This window comes from Mesorhizobium opportunistum WSM2075, from assembly GCF_000176035.2.
GTDB classification, from domain to species: Bacteria; Pseudomonadota; Alphaproteobacteria; order Rhizobiales; family Rhizobiaceae; genus Mesorhizobium; species Mesorhizobium opportunistum.
Window position 1 is genome coordinate 589731 of record NC_015675.1, and the last position, 25772, is coordinate 615502.

Sequence of the window (25772 nt, forward strand, 5' to 3'; positions counted from 1 at the left end):
GTTTTGGGGTGACCCCCCAACCTCAACCGCCAAATGGGATCAGAAGGTGTCGCCCAGCGGGTCATTGCATGACCATTGGATGGCGATAATGTGCAAGCCGGCTTCAACCGCACCGCAATTCGGGAGCAATCGCTGATGGCCAGAATCACCCGTGCCGCCTATGCGCAGATGTATGGCCCGACCGTCGGCGACCGGGTGCGGCTTGCCGACACCGAACTCTTCATCGAGGTCGAGAAGGATTTCACCATCCATGGCGAGGAGGTGAAATTCGGCGGCGGCAAGGTCATCCGCGACGGCATGGGCCAGAGCCAGGTTTCCCGCGCCCAGGGCGCGGTCGACACGGTCGTCACCAACGCGCTGGTGATCGACGCCAGCGCCGGCATCTTCAAGGCCGATATCGGCCTCCGGGACGGCCGCATCGCCGCGATCGGCAAGGCCGGCAATCCCGACACGCAAGATGGGGTCACCATCATCATCGGCCCCGGCACCGAAATCATCGCCGGCGAGGGCAAGATCCTGACCGCCGGCGGCTTCGACGCGCATATCCATTTCATCTGCCCGCAGCAGATCGAGGAAGCGCTGATGTCAGGCATCACCACCATGCTCGGCGGCGGCACCGGCCCCGCGCACGGCACGCTGGCCACCACCTGCACGCCGGGACCCTGGCACATGGCCCGCATGATCCAGTCCTTCGACGCCTTTCCGATGAATATCGGCCTGTCCGGCAAGGGTAACGCCTCGCTGCCGGCGGCATTGGAAGAAATGGTGCTAGGCGGTGCCTGCTCGCTGAAACTGCACGAGGACTGGGGCACGACGCCGGCGGCCATCGACTGCTGCCTGTCGGTGGCCGATGATCATGACGTGCAGGTGATGATCCACACCGACACACTGAACGAATCCGGCTTTGTCGAAAACACCGTGGCGGCGATCAAGGGCCGCACCATCCACGCCTTCCACACCGAAGGTGCGGGCGGCGGCCACGCACCCGACATCATCAAGGTCTGCGGCCTGCCCAACGTCATCCCGTCCTCGACCAATCCGACGCGGCCCTACACGGTCAACACGCTGGCCGAGCATCTCGACATGCTGATGGTCTGCCATCATCTGTCGCCGTCGATTCCCGAGGACATCGCCTTTGCCGAAAGCCGCATCCGCAAGGAGACGATCGCCGCCGAGGACATCCTGCACGATATCGGCGCCTTCTCGATCATCTCGTCCGACAGCCAGGCCATGGGCCGCGTCGGCGAGGTGGCGATCCGCACCTGGCAGACTGCCGACAAGATGAAGCGCCAGCGCGGTTCACTGCCGCAGGAGACCGGCAACAACGACAATTTCCGCGTCCGCCGCTACATCGCCAAATACACGATCAACCCGGCCATCGCACATGGCCTGTCGAAGGAGATCGGCTCGATCGCGGTGGGCAAACGCGCCGACCTGGTGCTGTGGAACCCGGCATTCTTCGGGGTGAAGCCGGACATGGTGCTGATCGGCGGCATGATTGCCGCCGCCCCGATGGGCGACCCCAATGCCTCGATCCCGACGCCGCAGCCTATGCATTACCGGCCGATGTTCGGCGCCTATGGCAAGGCCAGGACCAACTCGTCGGTGACCTTCGTTTCCAAGGCGGCGCTCGGGTCGGGCCTGCATGGCCGGCTCGGCGTCGACAAGCAGTTCGTCGCGGTGGAAAACACCCGCGGCGGCATCGGCAAGCATTCGATGGTGCTCAACGACGCCACGCCGCATATCGAGGTCGACCCGGAAACCTACGAGGTCCGGGCCGATGGTGAATTGCTGACCTGCGAGCCGGCAACGGTGCTGCCGATGGCGCAACGGTATTTTCTGTTTTGATGTCAGCGGTTTTGGTTGAAAGTCATGAACTTGGTGAATTGCGTCTGAATCCACAGCGCGTAGTGTGATGCGCAAAAGCGCACGCGCTATGTCCAGTGCGAAGCCAAGATGTTTCGTCAGATTGCCAATCGCATCCGTGCCCCCTGCTTCCAACTTGGAAATTCGGGGCCATTGGAGCAATATAGGCTGCATGAACAAGATTTTTCGCAAACAGCAATTGACGCCCTACGAGGCGGACTATGCTCAGTGGTGCGCCGAGCAAGGCGCGCTGTTGCGCGAAGGTCGTCTGTCCGATCTTGATCGCGAGAATCTCGCCGAGGAGATCGAGAGCTTGGGGCGGAGCGACAAAAGGGAAATTGCGAGCAGGCTTGGCACCTTGATCCTGCATTTGCTCAAATGGGAGTTTCAGCCCGAGCAGCGCAAAACCGGATGGCTGCTCACAATCCGTGAACAGCGATATCGGATTGAAAATCTGCTCGATGAAAGTCCGAGTCTGAAAGCGTATCCGGCGCAGATGCTTGGACGAGAGTTCAAGATAGCAAGGTTAAAGGCGCTGGACGAAACCGGCTTGAGCGATCGCGATTTTCCTGTTGATTGCCCATTTACAATCAGGAAAATTCTGGACCATGGCTATTTTCCAGGCAGGCCGTGGTCTTCGGATAAACTTATTCGCGAGTAGCCGCGAAGTGGCCCGTCGCAAATATTTCATCCCGTCGTGAGCATTGTTATTATCCGCCGATGGCCACCGAAATAGCCTCTCCCCACGACATCTTCCCGCATATCCGCATCGTCATGGGCATGGTGATCGGGCTTGGCGTCGCCCGCCTGCTGTCGGGCGTGGCGCGCATCGTCCAGCATCCGGGCCAATACCGGCTTTATCCCGTGCATCTGGCCTGGGTCGCTTCGGTGCTGTTGATGCTGGTGCATTTCTGGTGGTGGGAGTTCGGCCTCTACGCCATCGAAACGTGGACCTTCGGCAAATACCTGTTCATCATCTTCTACGCGATCACGCTGTTCCTGCTGTGCGCGCTGCTGTTCCCGGATTCGATGCTGGACTACACCAGCTACGAGGATTTCTTCTATTCGCGCCGCGCCTGGTTCTTCGGCCTGCTGGCGGCGACCTATCTGCTCGACGTGATCGATACGCTGCTGAAGGGACCGGAGCATTTCGCCCGCTTCGGCAACGAATATCTGTTCCGCACGCCGGTCTTCGTCGCGTTTTGCATCGCCGCGATCCTGGTGCGCGACCGCCGCTTCCACATCGCCTTCGTCACGGCAGCGTTGATCTATCAGATATCGTTCATCCTGCGGCTCTTCGACACGATCGTATGACCAAAGCGGATGGTCTAGAGTCCAGCGAAAGGCAGGATCCAACCATGTACAAGGCCGTCGGATCGCGCGGATCCCGGGTCAGCCGCGTTCTCTGGATGCTTGAGGAGCTCGGGGAGCCCTATGAATTCGTCGCGGTTCATCTGCGCTCGCCGGAAGCCTATGCACTCAACCCCTCGGGCAAGGTGCCGATCCTGATCGATGGCGAATTGACGGTGACGGATTCGGCCGCGATCTGCGTCTATCTGGCCGACAAACACGCGGACAAGGGCATGGGCGCCAATCCGGGCATTGCCGGCCGTGCCGAAATGGATTCCTGGATGCATTTCGCGCAGAGCGAGTTCGAGGCGCCGCTGTGGAACAAGCTGCGCCATCGCTTCCTGCTGCCGAAGGAAGTTCGGGTCGATGTCGGCCCCGCCGCGACCTATGATTTCATCTCGGAGCTTCAGGCGCTGGATCGCCGGCTTGGCGACAAGCCCTTCGCGCTCGGCGACCGGTTTTCCGCCGTCGACGTGATGTTGGGCGATATGGGCGGCTGGGCCCGCGCCGGAAAATTCCCGATCGAATCCGAGCGCGTCAACGCCTATTTCGACCGTGTCTTGGCGCGCCCTGCCCGTGCAAAGGCGCAAGCTAATGGAGGCTCCATGAAATGAAGCTCAATCTCAACACCGATTTCACCAAATTCCCACGTGCCGTCTCGGTGCTGCTTGCCGGCATGGCCGGAACCACTGCACCATCGGGCCGTGCGGTTCTAGCCCATGACGAGCGTCATCTGCGCCGCCGCGCCATCGAACTTGCCGACGGCAGCAAGGTGCTGGTGGACCTGCCCGAGCCTGTCGCTCTCAACGACGGCGACCGGCTGGTGCTGGAGGATGGCGGTCATATCGAAATCGTCGCGGCACCGGAGGACGTCTATGACGTCCGCGCCCGCGACGCCGTGCATCTGACCGAGCTTGCCTGGCATATCGGCAACCGTCACCTCGCGGCGGGCATCGAGGCGGACCGCATCGTCATCCTTAGCGATCACGTCATCAAGGTGATGCTGGAGGGGCTCGGCGCCACCGTGCGCGAGGTCTCCGAGCCGTTCAAGCCGGTGCGCGGCGCCTATTCAGCCCACAGTGGTGCCCATGGTCACGATCACGGCCATCACGCGGAGGCGCATACTCACAGCCACTCGGAGGCGCATTCGCACGCACACGGCGAACAGCATTCCCATTCCCACAGCCATTCCCACGACGGTCACCACCACGACCATGACTGACCAGCTTTCCAACATCGCCCTGCTGCGGCTGATGGCGTGGCTGTCGCCGGCCTTTCCGGTCGGTGGCTTTGCCTACAGCCACGGTCTGGAGCGCGCGGTGCATGACGGGCTGGTGGCCGATGCCGCAAGCCTCGCTGGATGGCTGGAAACGCTGGTCGAAATGGGTTCGGGCTGGAACGATGCCGTGCTGTTCGCCGAGAGCTGGCGCCGCGCCCACAACGCCGGCGATCTCGTCGAAGTGGCCGCGCTCGCCGAGGCGCTCGCCGGTTCGCGCGAACGCCACACCGAGACCATGCTGCAAGGTACCGCCTTCATCAAGGCCGCATCGGCCTGGCCCAATCCCGTGCTGGAGCGCTTGCCGGCCGAATGCGCCTATTGCATCGCTGTCGGGACCATCGCCGGCGGCAATGGCATTGCGCTGCGGGACGCGCTGTCCGCCTTCCTGCAAGCCTTCTTCTCCAACCTTGTCCAGGCGGCGATCAGGTTGGGTGTCGTCGGCCAGTCGGAAGCAACAGTGCTGCTTGCCGGCTTCGAGCCGCTGGCCCTGGCAACCGCTGCCCGCGCCGCCAGTTCCTCGCTCGACGATCTCGGCGGCTGTGCCTTCGTCTCCGATGTCATGGCGATGAAGCACGAAACCCAATATTCGCGGCTGTTCCGCTCATGATCGCCCTCGCCTTCGTCCTTTCATTCGTCCTGCTGCTGATCACGGCGCTGCATGTCTATTGGGGCATTGGCGGCATCTGGCCGGGCAGGGATGCCAAGTCATGCGCCCATGCCGTCGTCGGTTTTCGCGGCATCGATGAAATGCCGACGCCGTTTGCCAGCTTCGCGGTTGCCGCCTGTCTCGCCCTGGCAACGTTGTGGCCACTGGCGCTGATCGGCTTTTTTGCATCGCCCTTCCCCAGGGAAGGCCTCGCCGCCACCGCGCTGCTCATCGGGCTGGTGTTTCTCGGGCGCGGCATTGCCGGCTTCACGCCCTGGTGGCGCCGGCTGACCCCCGAGCAGCCCTTCGCCCGGCTCGATATAAGCTATTATTCGCCGCTGTGCCTGTTGATCGGGCTCGGCTTCGCAGTCCTTGCCATCACGGAGTTCCCGACATGACCCAGGCTAACGGTCCCCTTCGCATCGGTATTGGCGGCCCCGTCGGCTCGGGCAAGACGACGCTCACCGAAAAACTCTGCAAGGCGCTGCGCGATGAATTCTCCATCGCGGTCGTCACCAACGACATCTACACCAGGGAAGACGCCATGATGCTGGCGCGGCTACAGGCGCTGCCGGAGGACCGCATCGTCGGTGTCGAGACTGGCGGCTGCCCGCACACCGCGATCCGCGAGGATGCCTCGATCAATCTGCAGGCGATCGCCGAACTCAACCGGAAGTTCCCCGATCTCGACATCATCTTCATCGAATCGGGCGGCGACAACCTTGCCGCCACCTTCTCGCCGGACCTTGCCGACCTGACGCTGTACGTCATCTCGGTCTGCCAGGGCGAAGAAATCCCGCGGAAAGGCGGACCGGCGATCACCCGCTCGGACTTCCTCATCATCAACAAGAGCGACCTGGCGCCCTATGTGAACGTCAACCTCGACGTGATGGAGAGCGATGCCGGCCGCATGCGCGGCAAGCGCCCGTTCGGCTTCACCGACCTGTCGCGCGGCAAAGGGCTGCAGGAGGTCATCGATTTCATCGTCGAGCATGGCGGGCTGAGGGCCGGCATTGCCGCCAGCACGGCGGCCTGACCGGCAGCCGCCTCTTCCTGCACCAACCGAAACCCGTTGCGGGCGGACGTGGGTCGCGGCATTCTTGCCAAAACCGGAGGATTTTCGATGAGCATCGCCCGCCTGCAGAAGGAAACGCTGACCAACCTGCCGTTCTACGAAGAGCGCGTCGATCTTGCCTGCGCCTTCCGCTGGACGGCGCGGCTCAACATGCATGAAGCGGTGGCCAACCATTTCTCGCTGGCGGTCAACGAGGACGGCACGCAATTCCTGATGAACCCCAACCAGGTGCATTTCTCGCGTATCAAGGCGAGCGACCTTTTGATGATCGACGCTAACGATCCCGACACGCTCACGGGGCCGAACGCGCCCGACCCGACGGCCTGGGGACTGCACGGCGCCATCCATCGCAATGTCCGCCACGCGCGCTGCGTCATGCATGTCCATTCGATCCACGCCACGGTGCTGGCCTCGCTCGCCGATTCCCGCCTGCCGCCGATCGACCAGAATTCGGCAATGTTCTTCAACCGCCATGTCGTCGACGCCCATTATGGCGGACTGGCCTTCGAGGAAGAGGGCGAACGCTGCTCGCAGCTTCTGACCGACCCCAAGGTCAAGGTGATGGTGATGGGCAATCATGGCGTGCTGGTCATCGGCGATACGGTCGCCGATGCGTTCAACCGCATGTTCTATTTCGAGCGCGCCGCCGAAACCTACATCAAGGCACTTTGGACCGGCCGGCCGCTGCGCACGCTGTCCGACCCGATCGCCGAGAAGACGGCCAGCGAAATGGACGACTATCCCGGCCAGGCCGAGCGCCATCTCAGCGAACTGAAGGCGATCCTCGACGAGCAGGAACCGGTCTACCGGAACTGAGCTTCCGGGAACTCAGAGCCCAAGCTCTCCGCGCAACTCCTCGGCGCTGTTGATGACCGTGGCGCCGGGCGGTCCTTCCATCGGCTTCTCCGGCCAGAAGATCGTCTTCATGCCCGCCGCCAGCCCTGCCAGGGCGCCGGGCCAGCTGTCGTCGATCGCCACGGCGTGCGCGGGATCGACATCGGCGAGATAGGCGGCGCGCAGGAAGGGTTCGGCGTGCGGCTTGCCTTCGCGCACGTCGTTGCGGCTGATCGTCTTCATGCCCGGATAGGTCAGCCCGACCATGCGCAGATTGGCATCGACGATCATCCGGTCCGAATTGGACACCACGGCCTGCGCCACGCCCTTTGCCCGCAACTCGTTGAAAATCTCGATCGCGCCGGGGCGCGGCTGCAAGCTTTCGACAAGCGGCAGATAGTGTTCGTATTTGTGGACGATCCATTCGTCGAAGGGCAGGTCCAGGCCGAACTCGTCGCGCATCATCTCGTAGACCGGCCAGGCGGCAACGCCGAGCACCCGCTCATGCAAATCATCAGGCGGTATCAGACCGGCATTGCGCATCGCCGCCACGAGGGCTGCCTCATGCAGCGGTTCGCTGTCGACCAGCGTGCCGTCCATGTCCCAGAAAACCGCTTTCGGTGTCATGCAGCGCTCCTTTTTTCGATCCCTTAAAGGGTTTGCGCCGGGAGATAAACCTTCGCGACCGCAGAACGCGGCTCCGGCCGGCAACCGACGCCGCATTGCTTCTCCGACCAGACATTGGTGGATGCAAAATCCGGGTTGGACAGACGCAAGCATTTGCCCTTGAGATTGACAATTGCACAGCAGGCAGTTCCCTGCGAAACTAGGCATGGACCGCCTCGATGACCGGCGGCCTCGGGGAGGCAGGACGTGAATACGCGGCAGGATGGCGGCAACAACAGGCTGGACGACGCGGCGCGCGCCGGGTGGCTTTACTATGTTGCCGGCAACACACAGGACCAGATCGCCGCGACGCTCGGCATATCGCGGCAGACCGCGCAGCGGCTGGTGTCGCTGGCGGTGTCGGAAGGGCTGATCAAGGTGCGCGTCGACCATCCGATCGCCAACTGCCTGGACCTCGCGGCCCGGCTCAAGTCGCGTTTCGCGCTCGACCTGGTCGAGGTGGTGCCGAGCGACCCGAATTCATCCTCCACCACCATCGGTATCGCCGAGGCGGCCGCCGCCGAGATCGAGCGCCGGCTGCGGTCACCGACGCCGATCGTCATGGGGATCGGCACCGGGCGCACGCTGAAGGCGGCAATCGAACAGCTGCCGCCGATGGAATGCCCGCAGCACAAGGTGGTGTCGTTGACCGGCAACATCTCGCCGGACGGCTCGGCCGCCTTCTACAACGTCATCTTCACCATGGCCGACAGGGTCAAGGCGCGCTCCTTTCCAATGCCGCTGCCGGTCATCGCCTCCTCGCCGCAGGAGCGCGAGATGCTGCTCAACCAGCCGATGATCCAGCCGACGCTGGCGCTGGCAGCCGAGGCCGACGTCACCTTCATCGGCATCGGCGATCTCGGCCCGAAGGCGCCGCTCTACGAGGACGGCTTCATTTCAGAAAGCGAGCTGAAAGCCCTGCAGAAGGCGGGAGGCATCGCCGAGATCGTCGGCTGGGTGTTCGATCGCGAAGGGCGCATGATCGAGGGCATCACCAATGACCGGGTGTCGTCGGCATCGCTGCCGTCGCGCGAGAAATCGCTGGTCATTGCGCTGGCCATGGGCGAGCGCAAGCTGCCGGGTATCCTGGCGGCCGTGAACCGCCGGCTGGTCAACGGGCTCATCACCGACGAGCGGACGGCAGCTGCGCTGCTGGCCAGCATCTGACTGGAACCCGCCGCGAGCGATTTGCGATAAAGAGAGCAATGCTATCCGTGCCGCCCGAAAGGGTCGTTGCCGTCAAGGAAACCGAGGTCGCGCTGCAGATGCGGCGACAGGTCCCTGATGTCGAGATGTGCCTTTTTTCGGCTCGCAAACCAGCCGAATCCGTCCGCGAGCCACGAAATCCAGCGATGATCGGGGGCGGGAGTGCATTTTTGCTGTGCCATGGTCATGATCGTCAACCTTCGCTATCCTGGACCCGAATGACGGGTTGACGCTGAATGTCGGTCTTGCCGGCCGCCTTGGCCAATCGAACGTCGATAAGGACCCATAAGGAGGCTTTATGCCGGACCTCAGCTCGCGGCAGGTTTCGCAGCTCCCGCCTCTGCAGGCGATCCGGGTGTTCGAAGCGGTGGCGCGGCACCTTTCCTTCACCAAGGCGGCCGAGGAGCTCGCCATGACGCAAGCAGCGGTCAGCTATCAGATCAAGGTGCTGGAGGAGCGGGTCGGCGCGCCGCTTTTCCTGCGGCGGCCGCGCCAGATCGCACTCACCGAGGCCGGCCAGCGCCTCGCGCCGGCGGTCAGCGAGGCCTTCGCCATTCTTGGCCAGGCCTATGCCGCGGCGCGCGGCGGCGCGGATGGCGTGCTGTGCGTCACCACCGTGCTGACCTTCGCCTCGAACTGGCTGGCGCACCATCTGGGCTCGTTCCAGATCGCTCATCCTTCGCTCGCCGTGCGGCTCGAAACGTCGAGCCGGCTGACGGATTTCGCCCGCGAGGATGTCGACCTCGCCATCCGGTCGGGCGGCGGCAAATGGCCGGGGCTGGAAGCCTACAAGCTGCTCGATGCCGATTTCACGCCGATGCTGAGCCCGAAGCTCGCGGCAAGCATCGGCGGCGTCAGGGAACCGGCGGACCTGTTGCGGCTGCCGATCCTCGATCCCGGCGACATCTGGTGGACGCAATGGTTCGAGGCTGCCGGCGTGCACTCGCACGATCTCGCCAAGCGGCCCGGCAGCAGCATGGGCGCACAGGCCTATGAGGCCAATGCCGCGATCGCCGGTCATGGCGTGGCGATCCTGACCCGGGCGCTGTTCAAGGCGGAACTCGCCGACGGCCGCCTGATCCAACCCTTCGACCTCGTCGGCGACGATGGCCACGCCTACTGGCTGGTCTATCCGGAGGCACGGCGCAACGTGCCGAAGATCCGCGCCTTCCGCGACTGGCTGCTGGCCGAAATAGCCTGCTGACTGGCAAGGTGCATCGCTTCGAAGCGAAGTTCCGCGACGCGTCTTCATGCATGCCGTTCAAAATGCCGGTCGTTTTGGCCTCCGGATCCGATCGGGCTGCGCGACCTCTGAATTATGAGAGGCAGCAGGCAGCCTGCCCGGCTATTTCCTCCACTCCATATCCGGCCAGCGTCGTCGAGTGCTGCGCTGCAGCATCGAATCTGGCTTGACATAATATGGAACTTAATGAGTAATTGCTCACAGCCAAGGCAAATGCTCATCTTGGTCCATGGGAGGAATTTGATGAAACTTCGTACGCTCATCCTGGGCTTGTGCTCGACCAGCGCGCTGGCGTTCGCTGCGCACGCCGAATCCATCACCATCGCCACCGTCAACAATGGCGATATGGTCCGCATGCAGAAGCTGACCGACGACTTCACCAAGGCAAACCCCGACATCCAGCTCAACTGGGTGACGCTCGAGGAAAACGTGCTGCGCGAGCGCGTCACCACAGACATCGCCACCAAGGGCGGCCAGTACGACGTGATGACGATCGGCACCTACGAGGTTCCGATCTGGGCCAAGCAGAGCTGGCTGTTGCCGCTCGACAAGCTCGGCGACGACTACGACGCCAAGGACATCATCCCGGCCATCGCCGGCGGCCTGTCGGTCGACGGCAAGCTCTATGCCGCGCCCTTCTACGGCGAAAGCTCCTTCGTCATGTACCGCAAGGACCTGATGGACAAGGCCGGGCTGAAGATGCCCGACGCGCCGACCTGGGACTTCATCAAGCAGGCCGCCGACAAGATGACCGACCGCGCCAATGGCGTGAACGGCGTGTGCCTGCGCGGCAAGGCCGGCTGGGGCGAGAACATGGCCTTCCTGACCGCCATGTCGAACTCCTTCGGCGCCCGCTGGTTCGACGAGAACTGGAAGCCGCAATTCGATCAGCCCGAATGGAAGAACACGCTGCAGTTCTATGTCGACCTGATGAAGGCCGACGGCCCCGAGGGCGCGTCCTCCAACGGCTTCAACGAAAATCTGGCGCTGTTCCAGCAGGGCAAGTGCGGCATGTGGATCGACGCCACGGTCGCCGCGTCCTTCGTCTCCGATCCAAAGGCCTCGCAGGTCGCCGACAAGGTCGGCTATGCGCTGGCCCCGGACAATGGGCTGGGCAAGCGCGGCAACTGGCTGTGGGCCTGGTCGCTGGCCATTCCCGCCGGTACGCAGAAGGCTGACGCCGCCGAGAAGTTCGTCTCCTGGGCGACCAGCAAGCACTATGCCGAGCTCGTCGCATCGAAGGAAGGCTGGGCCAATGCTCCTCCCGGAACGCGCTCGTCGCTCTATGCCAACGCCGACTACCAGAAAGCGGCTCCGTTCGCCAAGATGACGCTGGACTCGATCAACGCGGCCGACCCGACGCATCCGACCGTCAAGCCGGTGCCCTATGTCGGCGTGCAGTTCGTCGCCATCCCTGAATTCCAGGGCCTTGGCACCACTGTCGGCCAGCTGTTCTCGGCGGCTCTCGCCGGCCAGTCGAGCGTCGACGATGCCCTGAAGCAGGCCCAGGACGCCGCCACGGCGACAATGACCGAAGGCGGTTATATCAAGTAGGCTCCTCCCGGTGCCGAATGCCGGTCGCGCATCATGACCGGCAATGGCCGCCCGAGTCCCAGTTCGGGCGGCCATCTTCAAAATCCTGGAATTTCTGGCGCAACTCTAAAATCCAGCTGACCTTTGGAGGGTGACCGTCATGGCTACTCAGCAGACCCGTTCGCTTGCCCGTTTCATGATGGCGCCATCTGTCGTCCTGCTCCTGGTCTGGATGGTTGTCCCACTGGCGCTCACGCTGTGGTTCTCCTTCCAGCAGTACAATCCGCTCAATCCGATCCGCGACGGGTTCGTCGGTGTCTCCAACTACGCGCTGTTCTATTCCAATCCAGCCTTCCTACAGTCGATCCTCAACACGCTCGTCCTGGTGATCAGCGTGCTGCTGATCACGGTGATCGGCGGCATCCTTTTGGCGCTGCTGATCGACCAGCCGATGTGGGGGCAAGGGATTGTGCGCATCCTCGTCATCTCGCCGTTCTTCGTCATGCCGCCGGTGGCCGCATTGGTCTGGAAGAATATGATCATGCATCCGCAATACGGGGTGTTCGCCGATATAGCGCGATTCTTCGGGGCTCAGCCGATCGACTGGTTCGGGCAGCATCCGATGACGGCGATCATCATCATTGTTGCCTGGCAATGGCTGCCTTTCGCGACGCTGATCTTGCTGACCGCCCTGCAGTCGCTCGACGGCGAGCAGAAGGAAGCCGCCGAGATGGACGGCGCCGGCTTCATCAGCCGCTTCATCTATCTGACGCTGCCGCACATGTCGCGCGCCATTACCGTCGTCATCCTGATCCAGACGATCTTCCTTTTGTCGGTCTATGCCGAGATCCTGGTCACCACCAATGGCGGCCCGGGATACGCTTCCACCAACCTGCCCTTCCTGGTCTACCAGAAGGCGTTGCTGGAATTCAAAATCGGCCAGGCATCCGCGGGCGGTGTGATCGCCGTCATTCTCGCCAACATCGTTGCCTTCTTCGCCATGCGCGCCGTCGGCAAGAACCTGGACAAATAAGGGAGGATACGATGGCACGCTCAGTCACCACCCAGCACAAGACGATCGCGACCGTTGCGGCCTGGATTGTCGCCCTGCTGATCTTCTTCCCGATCCTCTATACGATCATCACCTCGTTCAAGTCGGAACAGGAGGCGATCCAGGGCTTCAACCTGATCCCATCAGGAACATTCGAGAGCTATACCGAGGTCCAGGCGCAGAGCGGCTACTTCAAATTCTTCTTCAACTCGGTGCTGCTCTCGGTCGGTTCGACCATCCTGGCCTTGCTGGTCGCCATTCCGGCTGCATGGTCGATGGCTTTCTCGCCGACCAAGCGGACCAAGGACATATTGATGTGGATGCTGTCCACCAAGATGATGCCGGCGGTCGCAGTGCTGTTCCCGATCTACCTGATCTTCCGCAATCTCGGACTGCTCGACAGCCGTATCGGCCTGATGGTCATGCTGATGCTGATCAACCTGCCGATCGTGGTGTGGATGCTCTACACCTATTTCCGCGAAATCCCCGGCGAGATCCTGGAAGCGGCACGCATGGACGGCGCGTCGCTATGGAACGAGATCGTCTATGTTCTGACCCCGATGGCGGTGCCCGGCATTGCCTCGACCATGCTGCTCAACATCATCCTGGCCTGGAACGAGGCGTTCTGGACGATCCGGCTGACCACCACGGACGCAGCTCCGCTGACCGCGTTCATCAGTTCCTTCTCCAGTCCGCAAGGCCTGTTCTGGGCCAAGCTTTCGGCGGCCTCGACGCTGGCCATCGCGCCGATCCTGATCATGGGCTGGTTCAGCCAGAAGCAGCTGGTGCGCGGCCTGACATTTGGCGCCGTCAAATAATGGCGATGCGGTTAAATAACTGGATTTGCCTGAAGCAACCGGCAGGAAAATAACCCCCCGGGGAGGAAACCATGGGAAACATCACGCTCAAGAACGTCTCCAAATCCTTCGGATCGACGTCCATCATCCCCGGCCTCGACCTGGTCATCGAGAATGGCGAGTTCGTCGTCTTCGTCGGTCCGTCCGGTTGCGGCAAGTCCACGCTGCTGAGGCTGATCGCTGGTCTCGAAGACACCAGCGGCGGTACCATCAACATCGATGGCCGTGATGTCACCGGCGAGGCGCCGGCCAAGCGCAAGCTCGCCATGGTGTTCCAGTCCTACGCGCTCTACCCGCATATGACGGTGGCCAAGAACATCGCCTTCCCGCTGAAGATGGCGGGCGAGGACCAGGCCACCATCGACAAGAAGGTGAAGGACGCGGCGCGCGTGCTCAACCTCACCAACTATCTCGAACGCAGGCCCGGCCAGCTCTCGGGCGGCCAGCGCCAGCGCGTTGCCATCGGCCGCGCCATCGTGCGCCAGCCATCGGCCTTCCTGTTCGACGAGCCGCTGTCCAACCTCGACGCGGCACTGCGCGGCACGATGCGGCTGGAGATCAGCGAACTGCATCATCAGCTCAAGACCACGATGATCTATGTCACCCACGACCAGGTCGAAGCCATGACCATGGCCGACAAGATCGTCGTGCTCAACGCCGGCAACATCGAGCAGGTCGGCTCGCCGATGGAGCTCTACAAGACGCCGCGCAACCTGTTCGTCGCCGGCTTCATCGGCTCGCCGAAGATGAACCTCATCGAAGGCGCACCGGCGGCCAAACATGGCGCCAAGACCGTCGGCATCCGTCCCGAGCACATGGAAATCTCGACCACGGCGGGCGAATGGAAGGCGACCGTCGGCGTCGCCGAGCATCTGGGATCCGACACGTTCCTGCATGTCCAGGCCGATGGCGTCGGCCCGCTGACGGTGCGCGCCGAGGGCGAGCTGGCGGTTCACCACGGCGACACCATCTATCTCACGCCCGACAAGGCCAAGCTGCATCGCTTCGGCGCCGACGGAAAGGCAATGGTGCAGTGAGGTTGAACGGCAAATCGGCGCTGATCACGGGTTCGGCCCGTGGCATCGGCAGGGCCTTCGCCGAAGCCTATGCGCGCGAAGGCGCTGTCGTGGCGATTGCCGACATCAACCTGGAAGCTGCCGAGAAGACAGCCGCCGAGATCGGTGCCAAAGCCTACGCCGTGAAACTCGATGTCACGGACCAGTCCTCCATCGACGCGGCGGTGAAAGCCGTCGAGACCAGGACCGGCGGCCTCGATATCCTGATCAACAACGCCGCATTGTTCGATCTGGCACCGATCGTCGAGATATCGCGGGCAAGCTACGAGAAACTGTTCTCCGTCAATGTCGCCGGCACGCTGTTCATGCTGCAGGCGGCGGCCCGCTCGATGATCGCGCGGGGCAAGGGCGGCAGGATCATCAACATGGCGAGCCAGGCCGGGCGGCGCGGCGAGGCCCTTGTCGGCGTCTATTGCGCCACCAAGGCCGCCGTCATCTCGCTGACCCAGTCGGCCGGGCTCGACTTGATCAAGCACCGCATCAACGTCAACGGCATCGCGCCTGGCGTCGTCGACAGCGATATGTGGGACCAGGTCGATGCGTTGTTCGCCAAATACGAGAACCGGCCCAAGGGCGAGAAAAAGAGACTGGTCGGCGAAGGCGTGCCATACGGCCGCATGGGCAGACCGGAGGATCTCGCCGGCATGGCCGTGTTCCTAGCCAGCGACGAGGCCGAATACATCGTCGCCCAGACCTACAATGTCGATGGCGGCCAGTGGATGAGTTGAGGGGGGACGGCCTCTTCTTCCCGTACCTCCGCGGGGAGAGGAGGCCGACAGTCCGGTGAGAGGCGAGCCTTCATCCGATGATGCGCCGCCCTCGCCTTTGCCCTCCCCGTAGAAGACGGGGAGAGGAGCGTAACGAAGGCCGGAGCCCGGCCAAAGGGTAAAGCAGATGACCGTGAAACTCTCTTCCTCCAATCTCGCCAGGCTTCCGGCCAACGTCGCCGGACCGAAATACGACCGCTCGAAGCTCAAGGCCGGCATCGTGCATTTCGGCGTCGGCAATTTCCATCGCTCGCATCAGGCCGTCTATCTCGACGATTTGTTCAATGCGGGCATCGGCCATGACTGGGCGCTGGTCGGCGCCGGCGTGTTCGACGGCGAGAAAATCGGCCGCGGCAAGCTGGAAGAGCAGGACTGGCTGACCACGGTGGTCGAGCAGGATGAAGGTCACATGAGCGCCCGCGTCACCGGCGCCATGATCGACTTCCTGGTGCCGGGCGACGCGGCCGGCATCATCGAGAAGCTGGCCGACCCGGCGATCAAGATCGTTTCACTGACCATCACCGAAGGCGGCTATTTCATCGACCCGGCGTCCGGCGTCTTCAACCCGGCCCATCCCGACATCGTCGCCGACGCGCAACCGGGCGCCACGCCGAAGACGGTGTTCGGCATCATCCTCGCCGGCCTGATGCGCCGCCGCGACGACGGCATCGTGCCGTTCACCGTGATGTCTTGCGACAACATCCCCCACAATGGCCACGTCACGTCGGATGGCGTCATTGGCCTGGCCCGCCTGATCGACGAGGATCTGGCGGCCTGGGTCAGCGAGCATGTCGCCTTCCCGAACGGCATGGTCGACCGCATCACGCCCGCCACCACCGATCGCGAGCGCGGCATCCTGGCCAAGGATTTTGGCGTCAAGGACAGCTGGCCGGTGTTCTGCGAGCCGTTCCGGCAGTGGGTGCTGGAAGACCATTTCACCGATGGCCGTCCGCCGCTGGAAAAGGTCGGCGTGCAGTTCGTCAGGGATGTCGCGCCCTACGAGCTGATGAAGATCCGCATCCTCAATGGCGGTCACGCCACCATCGCCTATCCGGCCGGGCTGATGGACATCCATTTCGTCCATGAGGCGATGCAGGAGCCGCTGGTGCGCGGCTTTCTCGACAAACTCGAGCACGACGAAATCATTCCTACCGTGCCGCCGGTGCCGGACACGGTGCTGGAGGACTATTACCAGCTCATCGAGAAGCGCTTCTCCAACCCGAAGATCGGCGACACGGTGCGCAGGCTCTGCCTCGATGGCTCAAACCGCCAGCCGAAATTCATCATCCCGACCATCGCCGACCGGCTGAAGGCCGGAAAGGGCGTCGCGGGTCTGGCGCTGGAATCGGCGCTTTGGTGCCGTTACTGCTTCGGCACGTCGGACAGCGGCGCCGTCATCGAGCCCAACGACCCGAGCTGGGACCGGATGCAGGCAACGGCCAAGGCGGCAAAGGACGCGCCCGCCGCCTGGCTTGCCATGGAGGACATCTATGGCGATGTCGGCCGCGCGACGGCGTTCGTCGAGGCCTTTGCCCATGCGCTCAACCTGCTGTGGGCGAATGGCGCGCGCGCCACGCTGACACGCTACATCGCCGGCAAGCTCTGAGAACCATTCGACGCCATGACGCCTGAATTGGTCATTTTCGACTGCGATGGCGTGCTGGTCGACAGCGAGGCACTCTCCGTTTCGGCGCTGCTCGGCATGATCGCACTGGCCGGCGGCAATGTCGGCGAGGACGCCGCCTACGAGCATTTCCTGGGCAAGAGCATGAAAAGCGTGCGCGAGATCCTCGGCCGCGACTTCGGCCTGGAGATCAGCGACCAGCACCTCACCGCCATGCGCGTCGACCTGATGCGAAAATTCCGTGAGGAGCTGAAGCCGATCCCCGGCATCAGCGAGGTGCTTCCGAAGCTCGGCCTGCCGTTCTGCGTCGCCTCTTCCGGCACGCTAGAACGCATCCGCTACGCGCTCGACGTCACCGGCCTGCTCGGGCTGTTGGAGCCGCATCTGTTCAGCGCCGCCATGGTGGCCAAGGGAAAGCCGGCGCCCGACCTTTTCCTGCATGCCGCCGCCAGCATGCGGGCGCATCCGCGCAAATGCCTGGTCATCGAGGACAGTCCGGCGGGCATCGCGGCAGCGCGGGCGGCGGGCATGCGCGTGTTTGCCTTCACCGGCGGCTCGCATGCGGGCAACCCTGCACTGAAAGCGCGGCTTGCGTCGAGTGAACCGGACTTTATATTCGCTGACATGCTGCAATTGCCCGATCTGATTGCAGGCCTGGGAGCGAGAGTTAGAGCATCTTGACGAAACAGTTTGTTTGCGCGGTCGATGTCGGCACCGGGAGCGCCCGCGCGGGCATTCTCGACACCAGTGGCACCTTGCTCGGCCGCGCCGAGCGGCCGATCGCCATGAACCAGCCGAAGGCCGATCACGCCGAGCACGATTCGCGCGATATCTGGTCGGCCGTCTGCGCCGCCGTGCGTGCGGCGCGCGAAAAGGCCGGCGTCGCCGCTGAGGATATTGTCGGCATCTCCTTTGACGCCACCTGTTCGCTGGTGGTGCGCGACCGGCAGGGCGGTCAGCTCAGCGTTTCGACCACCGGCGACAAGCGTTGGGACACCATCGTCTGGCTCGACCACCGCGCCATCGCCGAAGCCGACGAATGCACGGCGAGCGGCCACGAAGTGCTCAACTATATCGGTGGCGTCATGTCGCCGGAAATGGCGACGCCGAAGCTTATGTGGCTGAAGCGCAATCTGCCGAGGACATGGAACGAAGCCGGCTATCTATTCGACCTCACCGACTTCCTGACCTGGCAAGCGACGGCATCCCTGGCCCGATCGCAATGCACGCTGACGGCCAAGTGGACTTATCTGGCACATGAGGAAATAGGCTGGCAGCGCGATTTCTTTGCGCTCGTCGGCCTTGATGACCTATTCGAGCACGGCAATCTGCCCGAGCGGGCGAGCCCCGTCGGCGGCTACATCGGCCCGTTGACGGCACAAGCCGCGGACGAGCTCGGCCTCACCGAAAAATGCCGGGTCGGCGCCGGGGTCATCGATGCCTATGCCGGCGCGCTTGGCGTGCTCGGCGGCTTTGCCGGCGACGAGCACAATATCGGCCGGCATCTGGCGCTGATCGCCGGCACATCCTCCTGCGTCATGGCGATGTCGCCCGACCCGCAGCCTTTCGCGGGCGTCTGGGGGCCTTACTACGGCGCGGCGCTGCCGAAGCTGTGGCTGTCGGAAGGCGGCCAGTCGGCCACCGGCGCCCTGCTCGACCACATCATCCGCTGGCATGGCGCCGGCGGCGAACCGGACGCAGCCATGCATGCCAGGATCGCCAAGCGTGTCGCCGAACTGCGTGCCGCCGAAGGTGACAATCTTGCCGCAAGGCTGCACGTGCTGCCGGACTTTCACGGCAACCGCTCGCCGCTTGCAGATCCGCACGCCGTTGGCGTCGTCAGCGGGCTGACACTGGATTCCTCCTTCGACAGCCTGTGCAAGCTCTATTGGCGCACAGCCGTCGGGATCGCGCTTGGCGTGCGCCATGTGCTGGAGGCGCTGAACGAGAACGGCTATCTGATCGACACGCTGCATGTCACCGGCGGCCACACCAAGAACCCGCTCCTGATGGAGCTCTATGCCGACGCCACCGGCTGCACGGTGGTCGAGCCGTTGGCCGACGAGGCGGTGCTGCTCGGCACCGGCATGGTGGCGGCGACCGCCGCCGGGCTTTTCCCCGACCTCAACGCCGCCTGCCTCGCCATGCAGCAAGGCGGCAAGACGCGTGCCGCCAACCCGGCCGCCGGCGCCCGTTTCGATCGCGATTACCGGATCTTCCTCGAGATGCATCGGCAGCGGCAGGCGCTCGACGCGATCCGGTAGAACGCGCCCTACCGTGCCAGCAAGGACAGGCCGGATTTGGCATCGAACAGATGCATGTTCGATTCGTCGAACGTATAGCGGACATCGCTGCGGACAACGGGACAGGCACGGCTTGACACCAGCGCGCTGATCTCCTTGCCGCCGAGAACGAACGTCACCAGCGCATCATTGCCGTGGAATTCGATGAGATCGGCGGTTCCGGCCAGGACATTTTCGGAGCGGTCGGCTGCCGCGATCCTCAGATCTGGAGGCCGGATCCCAAGCACCGCCTTCTCGCCGTGCTGAAGCTTGAAGCGCGAGCCATCGACGGTGAAGACAGTCGCGCCATTGGTCAGCGTCCAGCCATTGCCTTTCCGGCCCACCGTCACATCGATGAAATTCATGTTCGGCGTTCCGATGAAGCCGGCAACGAACAGATTGCCCGGCCGCTCGTAGATTTCCGCTGGCGAGCCGATCTGCTCGATCCTGCCGTCGCGCAGCAGCACGATACGGTCGGCGAGCGTCATTGCCTCCAGCTGGTCATGGGTGACGTAGACGGTGGTGGTGTTCAACGACTGGTGCAGCCGGGCGATCTCGACGCGCATGTGGTTGCGCAGCTTGGCATCGAGATTGGACAGCGGCTCGTCGAACAGGAACACCTTCGGCGTCTTGATCATGGCACGGGCAATGGCGACGCGCTGCTGCTGGCCGCCGGACAGTTCGGCGGGCTTGCGGCCGAGATAGGGGTCGAGACCCAGGGTCTTCGAGACCGCCTCGACGCGCTTCTGTATCTCGGCCTTCGGCACCTTCTGCCGCTTCAGGCCGAAGGCGATGTTGTCGAAGATCGTCATATGCGGGTAGAGCGCGTAGTTCTGGAACACCATGGCGATGCCGCGATCGCCGGGATCGAGGTCGTTGACCACCTTGCCGCCGATCGAGACCTCGCCGCCGCTGATGTCCTCCAGGCCGGCCAGCATCCTGAGCAGGGTCGACTTGCCGCAACCGGATGGGCCGAGGAAAACGACGAACTCGTGATCCTCGATGGCGAGGTTCAGGTCGCGGATGACTGACGTGGCGCCGTAGGATTTGTCGACATGGGAACAGACGATCGCGGACATGGTCTGGTCAGGCCTTCTCGCTCGAAATCAGGATCTGCAGCTTGACGTCTTCCGGCTTGCCCGCCGCTGCCCGCTCGAACGCCGCGATGCTATCGGAGAAATCATAGGTGCCGGTGATCAGCGGATTGAGGTCGACCTTGCCCGATGCGATGAGCTGCAGGGCGCGGTCGAAGATGTTGGCGTAGCGGAACACCGTCTCGATGCGCACTTCCTTCGATATGGCCGCCGGCACGTTGAGCAACACAGGCTCCACCGGCAGGCCGACCAGGACCACCGCGCCGCCGGGGCGCACGACGTCGAACAAATCGGTGAACGCCTTTGGGCTGCCGCTGGCCTCGAAGACGATATCGGCTCCCCAATTGTCGGTTGCCGCCGCCACCGCATCGGCCAGCGACCGTTCGCCGATGTTGACCGGGACGATACCGGGATAGCGCGCCGCGATTTCGAGCTTGGGGGCGGAGAAGTCGGAAATCAGCACTTTCGAGCAACCGCCGGCGAGAGCCGCCAACGCGATCATGATGCCGATCGGGCCGCAGCCGACGACGACGGCGACGTCGCCCGGAACGATGCGCGCGCGGGCGGCCGCCTGCATGCCGATGGCGAAAGGTTCGACCATCGCGCCTTCGGCGAAGGAGACATTGTCCGGCAGCCTGTAGGTGAACGCCGCCGGATGGACGGCTTCAGGCGCGAGAATGCCATGCACCGGCGGCGTCGCCCAGAAAGTCACGTCCGGGTCGACATTGTAGATGCCGAGCTTTGTCGCGCGCGACGACAGGTTCGGCACGCCCGGCTCCATGCAGACGCGGTCGCCGACCTTCAGGGTCCTGACATTGGCGCCGATTTCGAGGATCGTTCCGGACGCTTCGTGGCCGAGCACCATCGGCGCGCGCACGACATAGCTGCCGATGGCGCCATGGGTGTAGTAATGCACGTCGCTGCCGCAGACACCGACCGTGTGGATGGCGATCCTGACGTCGTCCGGCCCGACATCGAGCGGCAACGCGATCTCGCGCAAGGCCAGCTCACCCTTCTTCTCAAGCACCAGTGCCCGCATCGTATCGTCCTCGCTTCAAGTCTTTTTTTGCCGGAAAACGGAATTCAGGAAGCCGCTGAGCACGCCGAGAAACAAAAGCGGCGGCAGCGACAAAAGCACGACCGAGGCGTTGAGGATGCCCCACGGCACGTTCATGCCTTGCTGGGACAGTTCCGAAGCGACGATCGGCAAGGTCTTGGCGTTGGAGCTGGACAGCATCAGCGCGATCAGGAACTCGTTCCAGACCAGCACGAAGCTGAAGGCGACCGCACCGATCAGGGAGCGGGCAGCCACGGGCAGTGCGATCCGCCAGAACACCGAATAGGCGCCGTAGCCATCGACGAAGGCGGCTTCCTCGACCTCCTTCGGCACGGCCTGGAAGGCGGGGATGGCCAGCCACATGATCACCGAGATGGTGAGCAGCGAATAGGTGACGATCAGCGCGGCAAGCGTATCGTAAAGCCCGAGCTGAAGCCAGATCACCATCAGCGGAATGGCGACCGCCACCGGCGGCAGGAAGCGCAGCGACAGCACGAAGAACTGGATGTCGCCGGCCCAGCGGTTGGGATAGCGCGCGACGGCGTAGGCGGCCGGCAGGCCGAGCACGACGCCGATCAGCACCGCGGCCCCGCAGGCGATGACGGAGTTGTAGAGACCGGTCATGACGCTGTCGCGGCCGATGATGTAGCTGATGTTGGCAAGGGTCGGCGTGAACACCAGGCGCGGCACGCGGGTGATGATGTCGACATTGTTCTTCAGCGAATTGAGCGCTGTCCACAGCAGCGGAAACACGGCAATGAAGCCGGCAAATGCCAGCACGGCCTTGCCTATGAGCCTGCCCGGCCTCATGCCTGCACCCGCTTCCACAGCATGGTGAAGGTGATGACGGTGGCGATCATCATCAGCACGGCCATCGCCGAGGCGTAGGACACCTTGCCGGATTCGATGAAGCCTTGCGAGAAGGCGTACATGTCGAGCGTTTCGGTGGCCACGCCCGGACCGCCGCGGGTCATGACATAGATCAGGTCGAAGGAGCGCAGCGACTCGATCATCTTGACGAACATCAGGCTGATCAGCGGCGCCTTGAGCATCGGCAAGGTCACATAGCCATGGATCTGCCAGCGCCTGGCATGGTCGAGCCGCGCGGCCTCGATCGGCTGCGGCGGCAGCGTTTCCAGGAGCTTCAGGACGATGACGGCGAAGAACAGGCCCCATTGCCAGACATCGACCGACGCGACGGCGAACAACGCCGTCGCCGGCTTGGACAGTGGGTCGAAGATCAGCCCGCCGGTCAGCAGGCGACAAGGGTAGGTGGCGATGCCGTAGAGCGGGTGATAGGCGAACTTCCAGACGAAGGCGGCCGAAACGCGCGGCAGCAGCACCGGGATGATGAACAGCAGGCAGTAGACATTGCGCAGGCGTGGGCTGGCGACCTCGAACATCAGGACGCCGAGGCCAATGGCCACAACCATCGTCGCGACAACGGTGACGAACTCCCATTTCACCGACACCCAGACGGCGTTGAGAAAACGCCGGTCGGCGAACAGGTCGGCGAAATTCGAGAGCCAGACATAGGAATATGCTGTCGAGGAGAGCTCACGGTTCTGCAGGGCGATGACAATGGCATAGAATGTCGGCACCATCGACAGGATCAAGAGAATGACGAGCGTCGGCACCACAAACGTGACCGGCAAGGAAGAGCGTCGTGGCATCTGTCTATCCCTGGCTGCGTCTCGATCGATTGAGCATGGCTGGGCCTTTTCGCTATGGCTGGCTCGAACGGCAATGATGGGTACCCGCGGCGCACAGGTCCCGACATCCGCTTGAATGCCGTGGACCGTGCGCCGCAGGGGGAGGATGGCTTATTTCTTCACCAGATCGTTGGCATAGGCCTCGAGCTCGTTGAGGCCACCCTTGATGTCGGTGCGGGTGCCGGTGACCAGTTCCTCGAGGATGATGCCCCAGCGGTCGCCGAGATCCGGCCAGCGCGGATCCTGCCAGAAGTTGACCGCCGTGACCTTGCCGGTTTCAGCCAGCGCCTGTCCGAGATCGGCGCCGTAGATATCGGCGAATTCCTTGCTGGACAGGACGCTGGTGCGGTTCAGCTCACCGAACTGGTGGGCATCGAGCCGGCGCTTCTCGTTTTCCTTCGAAGTCGCCCAGGCAATGAACAGGCCGGCGCATTTCTTCGAGGCATCGTCGGCATTGGCCTTCGCGGCGATGGCGAGGCCATGGCCATAGCCGCCGCCGGTGAGCGGCGAGGGCGGCGGCAGGAAGCCGATCTTGCCGACCACTTGCGAGGTTTTCGGGTCGACCGCCATGCCCGACAGCGGCGTCGATTCGACGAGGATGGCGACCTGGCCCGACAGGAAGGCGCCGGTCGATTCGTCCCAGCTGCCGGTCTGCGTGCCGGGTGCCGAATCCTTGAACAGTTTCAGATAGGTCTCTGTTGCCTTGACGGCCGCGTCCGAATTGAAGGCTGGCTTGTCGCCGTCGAACCACTGGCCGCCATAGGCCTTGAAGAACGGCATCCAGCGCCAGACATTGGCGCCCGAGCCGCGTGCGCCGCGCAGCGCGATGCCATACATGCCCTTGTCCGGATTGGTCAGCTTCGGCACATCGGCGATCAGCTCGTCCAGCGTCTTCGGCGGCTGGATGCCGGCGGCTTCAAGCACGTCCTTGCGGTAGACCATCAGGTCGCCGCCGCCGGTCAGCGGCGCAAACCACACCTTGCCGTCATAGGTCGCGACCTTCTGGCGGCCAGGATCGAAGTCGGCGTAGTCATAGTCCGCGGGATAGTAATCGGTCAGCGGCACGATCCATTTCGAGGAGGCAAACAACGCGACGTTGGCTTCGTCGACATAATAGACATTGTAGTTGCCGACGGTGGACGCATCGGCGCGCGATTTGGCCCGGCGGTCGTTCTCGTTCAGATAATCGATCTGGAAACCGGCGCCGGCAAGCTTCTCGAACTCGGCCTTGGAGTCCTCCAGAAGGGTCAGGCCATCGCGTGGCTGAGCCAGCACCTTGACCGGCGCCGAGCAGACCGGTGCCTGCGCGAGCGCAAGGGTGGAAACGGTAGCGGAAAGCAAAAAAGCTGCGCCAAGGCTGGCAGCGAGCCGAACTGGTCTCATGGTCTTTCTCCTCCAGGTACACTTCGCAGGAAGCGCAAAGTCCTCGGTTCAGCGATCCTCACCATCGCCCGAGCGACATGCCACCCATCGCCAAAATGCGGAGTTGCGGCGGCTCGTGCTAGAAGCTCCGTTGCAGCAGACCTGTACTTTTATGCATTGTGCAGCGCAAAAAAGGGCGCGCATCCAGGGCGCCATTCACGTGAGTACCGATTGCACCTGAAATGGCGATTTATGCGCGCATCGTCAGCCGCTGCCGCGACAGCTTGCGATAGGACGACGGCGTCATCTTGTGCTTGCGCATGAACGCGCGGTTGAAGTTCGAGATGTTCATGTAGCCGACCTGGAAACAGATGTCGGTGATCGGAATATCGGTGTCGGCCAACAGCTTGCAGGCCTGCCAGAGCCGGAGCTTGGCAAGGTGGTCGCTGAAGGAGTTGCCGGTGTTCTTCTGGAAGAAGCGCGAGAATGTGCTCTCGGTCATCCCCGCGAGGTCCGCCACTTCCGGCAGCTTCAGGTCCTCGGCGAAATGCTGGAAGAGATAGGTCAGCGCGCGCTGGATGATGTCCAGCGAGGCGGCATCCAGGACCGGCGAGAAATCCGGCGACGAGAGCAGTTCGTATTCGTCGGTCCTGGCGAGGAGATCGACCAGTTCGAGGAACAGGCAGAGGCGGGCGAGCCCATGCACGGTTCCCATCCGCTCCATAAGCGCGGCGCCTTCCAGCGCGGTGCGGCCATGGAAGACCATGCCGCGCGCCGACCGCTCGAGGAACGGCTCCAGTTCGCGCAATTCAGGCAACAGACCGGCCGAGCCGCGCAGCCTCTGCGCATCGAACTGCAGGACGATGTCGCGGCCCTCGATCAGTTCGCCCGGCTGCACCGCCGTTACCCAGTCGTGCGGCAGCCCGCCGCCCACGATGGTCAGGTAACCCGGCCCGAACTCGCCGATATGATCGCCGACCAGGACCACGCCGGAAGATTTCCGCAGCAGGTGGATTTCGTATTCCGGATGGAAGTTCCAGACATTGCGCTCCCACGGATAGTCGTCGAGCCGCCACAGGAAACTGTCGCTCGCCTCGGTGACGATATGTTCGAAGGCCGGCGCCGTGCGCAGCGTCGCAACCGGGTTTTTTCGCTGTCTGAACGCCATCCGTTCCTCCCGGCGGGTTCGCCG

General features: G+C 63.3%; 27 protein-coding genes. 19 read left to right on the forward strand and 8 right to left on the reverse strand.

Annotation, left to right across the window (positions count from 1 at the left end):
- Positions 1 to 135: 135 nt before the first annotated feature.
- From ureC to MESOP_RS02755, 9 genes are all read left to right on the forward strand, one after another.
- Complete coding sequence (ureC, locus tag MESOP_RS02715) at positions 136 to 1848, forward strand: urease subunit alpha (RefSeq protein WP_013891787.1); 1713 nt, start codon at positions 136 to 138, stop codon at positions 1846 to 1848.
- Between the two features lie 190 nt (positions 1849 to 2038).
- Positions 2039 to 2527: a DUF29 domain-containing protein gene (locus MESOP_RS02720; RefSeq protein ID WP_013891788.1), complete on the forward strand. Its 489-nt coding sequence runs from the start codon at positions 2039 to 2041 to the stop codon at positions 2525 to 2527.
- A gap of 59 nt (positions 2528 to 2586) precedes the next feature.
- A complete protein-coding gene (locus MESOP_RS02725) occupies positions 2587 to 3180 on the forward strand; it encodes a hypothetical protein (RefSeq protein WP_013891789.1) in 594 nt (197 codons plus the stop codon).
- A 44-nt stretch (positions 3181 to 3224) separates the two neighbouring features.
- Positions 3225 to 3830 (forward strand): glutathione S-transferase family protein, encoded by a 606-nt coding sequence (locus MESOP_RS02730; protein ID WP_013891790.1) that lies wholly within the window; start codon positions 3225 to 3227, stop codon positions 3828 to 3830.
- Positions 3827 to 4438, forward strand: coding sequence for an urease accessory protein UreE (locus MESOP_RS02735; protein ID WP_013891791.1), 612 nt, complete (start codon positions 3827 to 3829; stop codon positions 4436 to 4438). The genes MESOP_RS02730 and MESOP_RS02735 overlap by 4 nt, the downstream gene beginning before the upstream one ends.
- Complete coding sequence (locus MESOP_RS02740; protein WP_013891792.1) at positions 4431 to 5102, forward strand: urease accessory protein UreF; 672 nt, start codon at positions 4431 to 4433, stop codon at positions 5100 to 5102. The genes MESOP_RS02735 and MESOP_RS02740 overlap by 8 nt, the downstream gene beginning before the upstream one ends.
- Positions 5099 to 5539, forward strand: coding sequence for a DUF3995 domain-containing protein (locus MESOP_RS02745; RefSeq protein WP_013891793.1), 441 nt, complete (start codon positions 5099 to 5101; stop codon positions 5537 to 5539). Before MESOP_RS02740 ends, MESOP_RS02745 begins: the two co-directional genes overlap by 4 nt.
- A complete protein-coding gene (ureG, locus tag MESOP_RS02750; RefSeq protein ID WP_013891794.1) occupies positions 5536 to 6177 on the forward strand; it encodes an urease accessory protein UreG in 642 nt (213 codons plus the stop codon). The genes MESOP_RS02745 and ureG overlap by 4 nt, the downstream gene beginning before the upstream one ends.
- Positions 6178 to 6264: 87 nt before the next feature.
- Positions 6265 to 7032, forward strand: coding sequence for a class II aldolase and adducin N-terminal domain-containing protein (locus MESOP_RS02755; protein WP_013891795.1), 768 nt, complete (start codon positions 6265 to 6267; stop codon positions 7030 to 7032).
- 12 nt (positions 7033 to 7044) lie between these two features.
- On the opposite strand, the gene MESOP_RS02760 is transcribed toward MESOP_RS02755, so the two are convergent.
- On the reverse strand, positions 7045 to 7677 hold the full coding sequence (locus MESOP_RS02760; protein WP_013891796.1) for an HAD family hydrolase: 633 nt from the start codon (positions 7675 to 7677) through the stop codon (positions 7045 to 7047).
- 246 nt (positions 7678 to 7923) lie between these two features.
- Here MESOP_RS02760 and MESOP_RS02765 point away from each other — a divergent pair, with 246 nt between their 5' ends.
- Entirely contained in the window at positions 7924 to 8883 is a 960-nt protein-coding gene (locus MESOP_RS02765; RefSeq protein ID WP_013891797.1) for a sugar-binding transcriptional regulator, read from the forward strand.
- A gap of 41 nt (positions 8884 to 8924) precedes the next feature.
- On the opposite strand, the gene MESOP_RS02770 is transcribed toward MESOP_RS02765, so the two are convergent.
- Positions 8925 to 9110 (reverse strand): hypothetical protein, encoded by a 186-nt coding sequence (locus MESOP_RS02770; protein WP_013891798.1) that lies wholly within the window; start codon positions 9108 to 9110, stop codon positions 8925 to 8927.
- Between the two features lie 110 nt (positions 9111 to 9220).
- Here MESOP_RS02770 and gcvA point away from each other — a divergent pair, with 110 nt between their 5' ends.
- From gcvA to MESOP_RS02815, 9 genes are all read left to right on the forward strand, one after another.
- Positions 9221 to 10126 carry a transcriptional regulator GcvA gene (gene gcvA / locus MESOP_RS02775; RefSeq protein ID WP_013891799.1) on the forward strand — a complete coding sequence of 302 codons (906 nt, stop codon included), beginning with the start codon at positions 9221 to 9223 and terminating at the stop codon, positions 10124 to 10126.
- 282 nt (positions 10127 to 10408) lie between these two features.
- Positions 10409 to 11719, forward strand: a complete 1311-nt coding sequence (locus tag MESOP_RS02780; protein ID WP_013891800.1) for an ABC transporter substrate-binding protein — start codon at positions 10409 to 10411, stop codon at positions 11717 to 11719.
- Positions 11720 to 11858: 139 nt separating this feature from the next.
- On the forward strand, positions 11859 to 12731 hold the full coding sequence (locus MESOP_RS02785) for a carbohydrate ABC transporter permease (RefSeq protein WP_013891801.1): 873 nt from the start codon (positions 11859 to 11861) through the stop codon (positions 12729 to 12731).
- A gap of 11 nt (positions 12732 to 12742) precedes the next feature.
- Positions 12743 to 13567 carry a carbohydrate ABC transporter permease gene (locus MESOP_RS02790; protein ID WP_013891802.1) on the forward strand — a complete coding sequence of 275 codons (825 nt, stop codon included), beginning with the start codon at positions 12743 to 12745 and terminating at the stop codon, positions 13565 to 13567.
- Between the two features lie 71 nt (positions 13568 to 13638).
- Positions 13639 to 14643, forward strand: a complete 1005-nt coding sequence (locus MESOP_RS02795) for an ABC transporter ATP-binding protein (RefSeq protein WP_013891803.1) — start codon at positions 13639 to 13641, stop codon at positions 14641 to 14643.
- Entirely contained in the window at positions 14640 to 15410 is a 771-nt protein-coding gene (locus MESOP_RS02800; protein ID WP_013891804.1) for an L-iditol 2-dehydrogenase, read from the forward strand. Before MESOP_RS02795 ends, MESOP_RS02800 begins: the two co-directional genes overlap by 4 nt.
- Before the next feature lie 166 nt (positions 15411 to 15576).
- Positions 15577 to 17055 carry a mannitol dehydrogenase family protein gene (locus tag MESOP_RS02805; protein ID WP_013891805.1) on the forward strand — a complete coding sequence of 493 codons (1479 nt, stop codon included), beginning with the start codon at positions 15577 to 15579 and terminating at the stop codon, positions 17053 to 17055.
- A gap of 15 nt (positions 17056 to 17070) precedes the next feature.
- Positions 17071 to 17754 carry an HAD family hydrolase gene (locus MESOP_RS02810; RefSeq protein WP_013891806.1) on the forward strand — a complete coding sequence of 228 codons (684 nt, stop codon included), beginning with the start codon at positions 17071 to 17073 and terminating at the stop codon, positions 17752 to 17754.
- Positions 17751 to 19337 carry an FGGY-family carbohydrate kinase gene (locus tag MESOP_RS02815; protein WP_013891807.1) on the forward strand — a complete coding sequence of 529 codons (1587 nt, stop codon included), beginning with the start codon at positions 17751 to 17753 and terminating at the stop codon, positions 19335 to 19337. The genes MESOP_RS02810 and MESOP_RS02815 overlap by 4 nt, the downstream gene beginning before the upstream one ends.
- Positions 19338 to 19345: 8 nt before the next feature.
- Here the strand turns inward: MESOP_RS02815 and MESOP_RS02820 are convergent, their stop codons facing one another.
- From MESOP_RS02820 to MESOP_RS02845, 6 genes are all read right to left on the reverse strand, one after another.
- The gene (locus MESOP_RS02820; RefSeq protein ID WP_013891808.1) at positions 19346 to 20434 is read right to left on the reverse strand and encodes an ABC transporter ATP-binding protein; all 1089 of its coding nucleotides are present in this window, start codon (positions 20432 to 20434) and stop codon (positions 19346 to 19348) included.
- Positions 20435 to 20441: 7 nt separating this feature from the next.
- On the reverse strand, positions 20442 to 21488 hold the full coding sequence (locus MESOP_RS02825) for an NAD(P)-dependent alcohol dehydrogenase (protein WP_013891809.1): 1047 nt from the start codon (positions 21486 to 21488) through the stop codon (positions 20442 to 20444).
- A gap of 15 nt (positions 21489 to 21503) precedes the next feature.
- Complete coding sequence (locus MESOP_RS02830; protein WP_013891810.1) at positions 21504 to 22316, reverse strand: carbohydrate ABC transporter permease; 813 nt, start codon at positions 22314 to 22316, stop codon at positions 21504 to 21506.
- Positions 22313 to 23179 (reverse strand): carbohydrate ABC transporter permease, encoded by an 867-nt coding sequence (locus tag MESOP_RS02835; protein WP_013891811.1) that lies wholly within the window; start codon positions 23177 to 23179, stop codon positions 22313 to 22315. Before MESOP_RS02835 ends, MESOP_RS02830 begins: the two co-directional genes overlap by 4 nt.
- A 150-nt stretch (positions 23180 to 23329) precedes the next feature.
- Positions 23330 to 24601, reverse strand: a complete 1272-nt coding sequence (locus MESOP_RS02840; protein WP_013891812.1) for an ABC transporter substrate-binding protein — start codon at positions 24599 to 24601, stop codon at positions 23330 to 23332.
- A 229-nt stretch (positions 24602 to 24830) separates the two neighbouring features.
- A complete protein-coding gene (locus tag MESOP_RS02845) occupies positions 24831 to 25748 on the reverse strand; it encodes an AraC family transcriptional regulator (RefSeq protein ID WP_013891813.1) in 918 nt (305 codons plus the stop codon).
- Positions 25749 to 25772 lie beyond the last annotated feature (24 nt).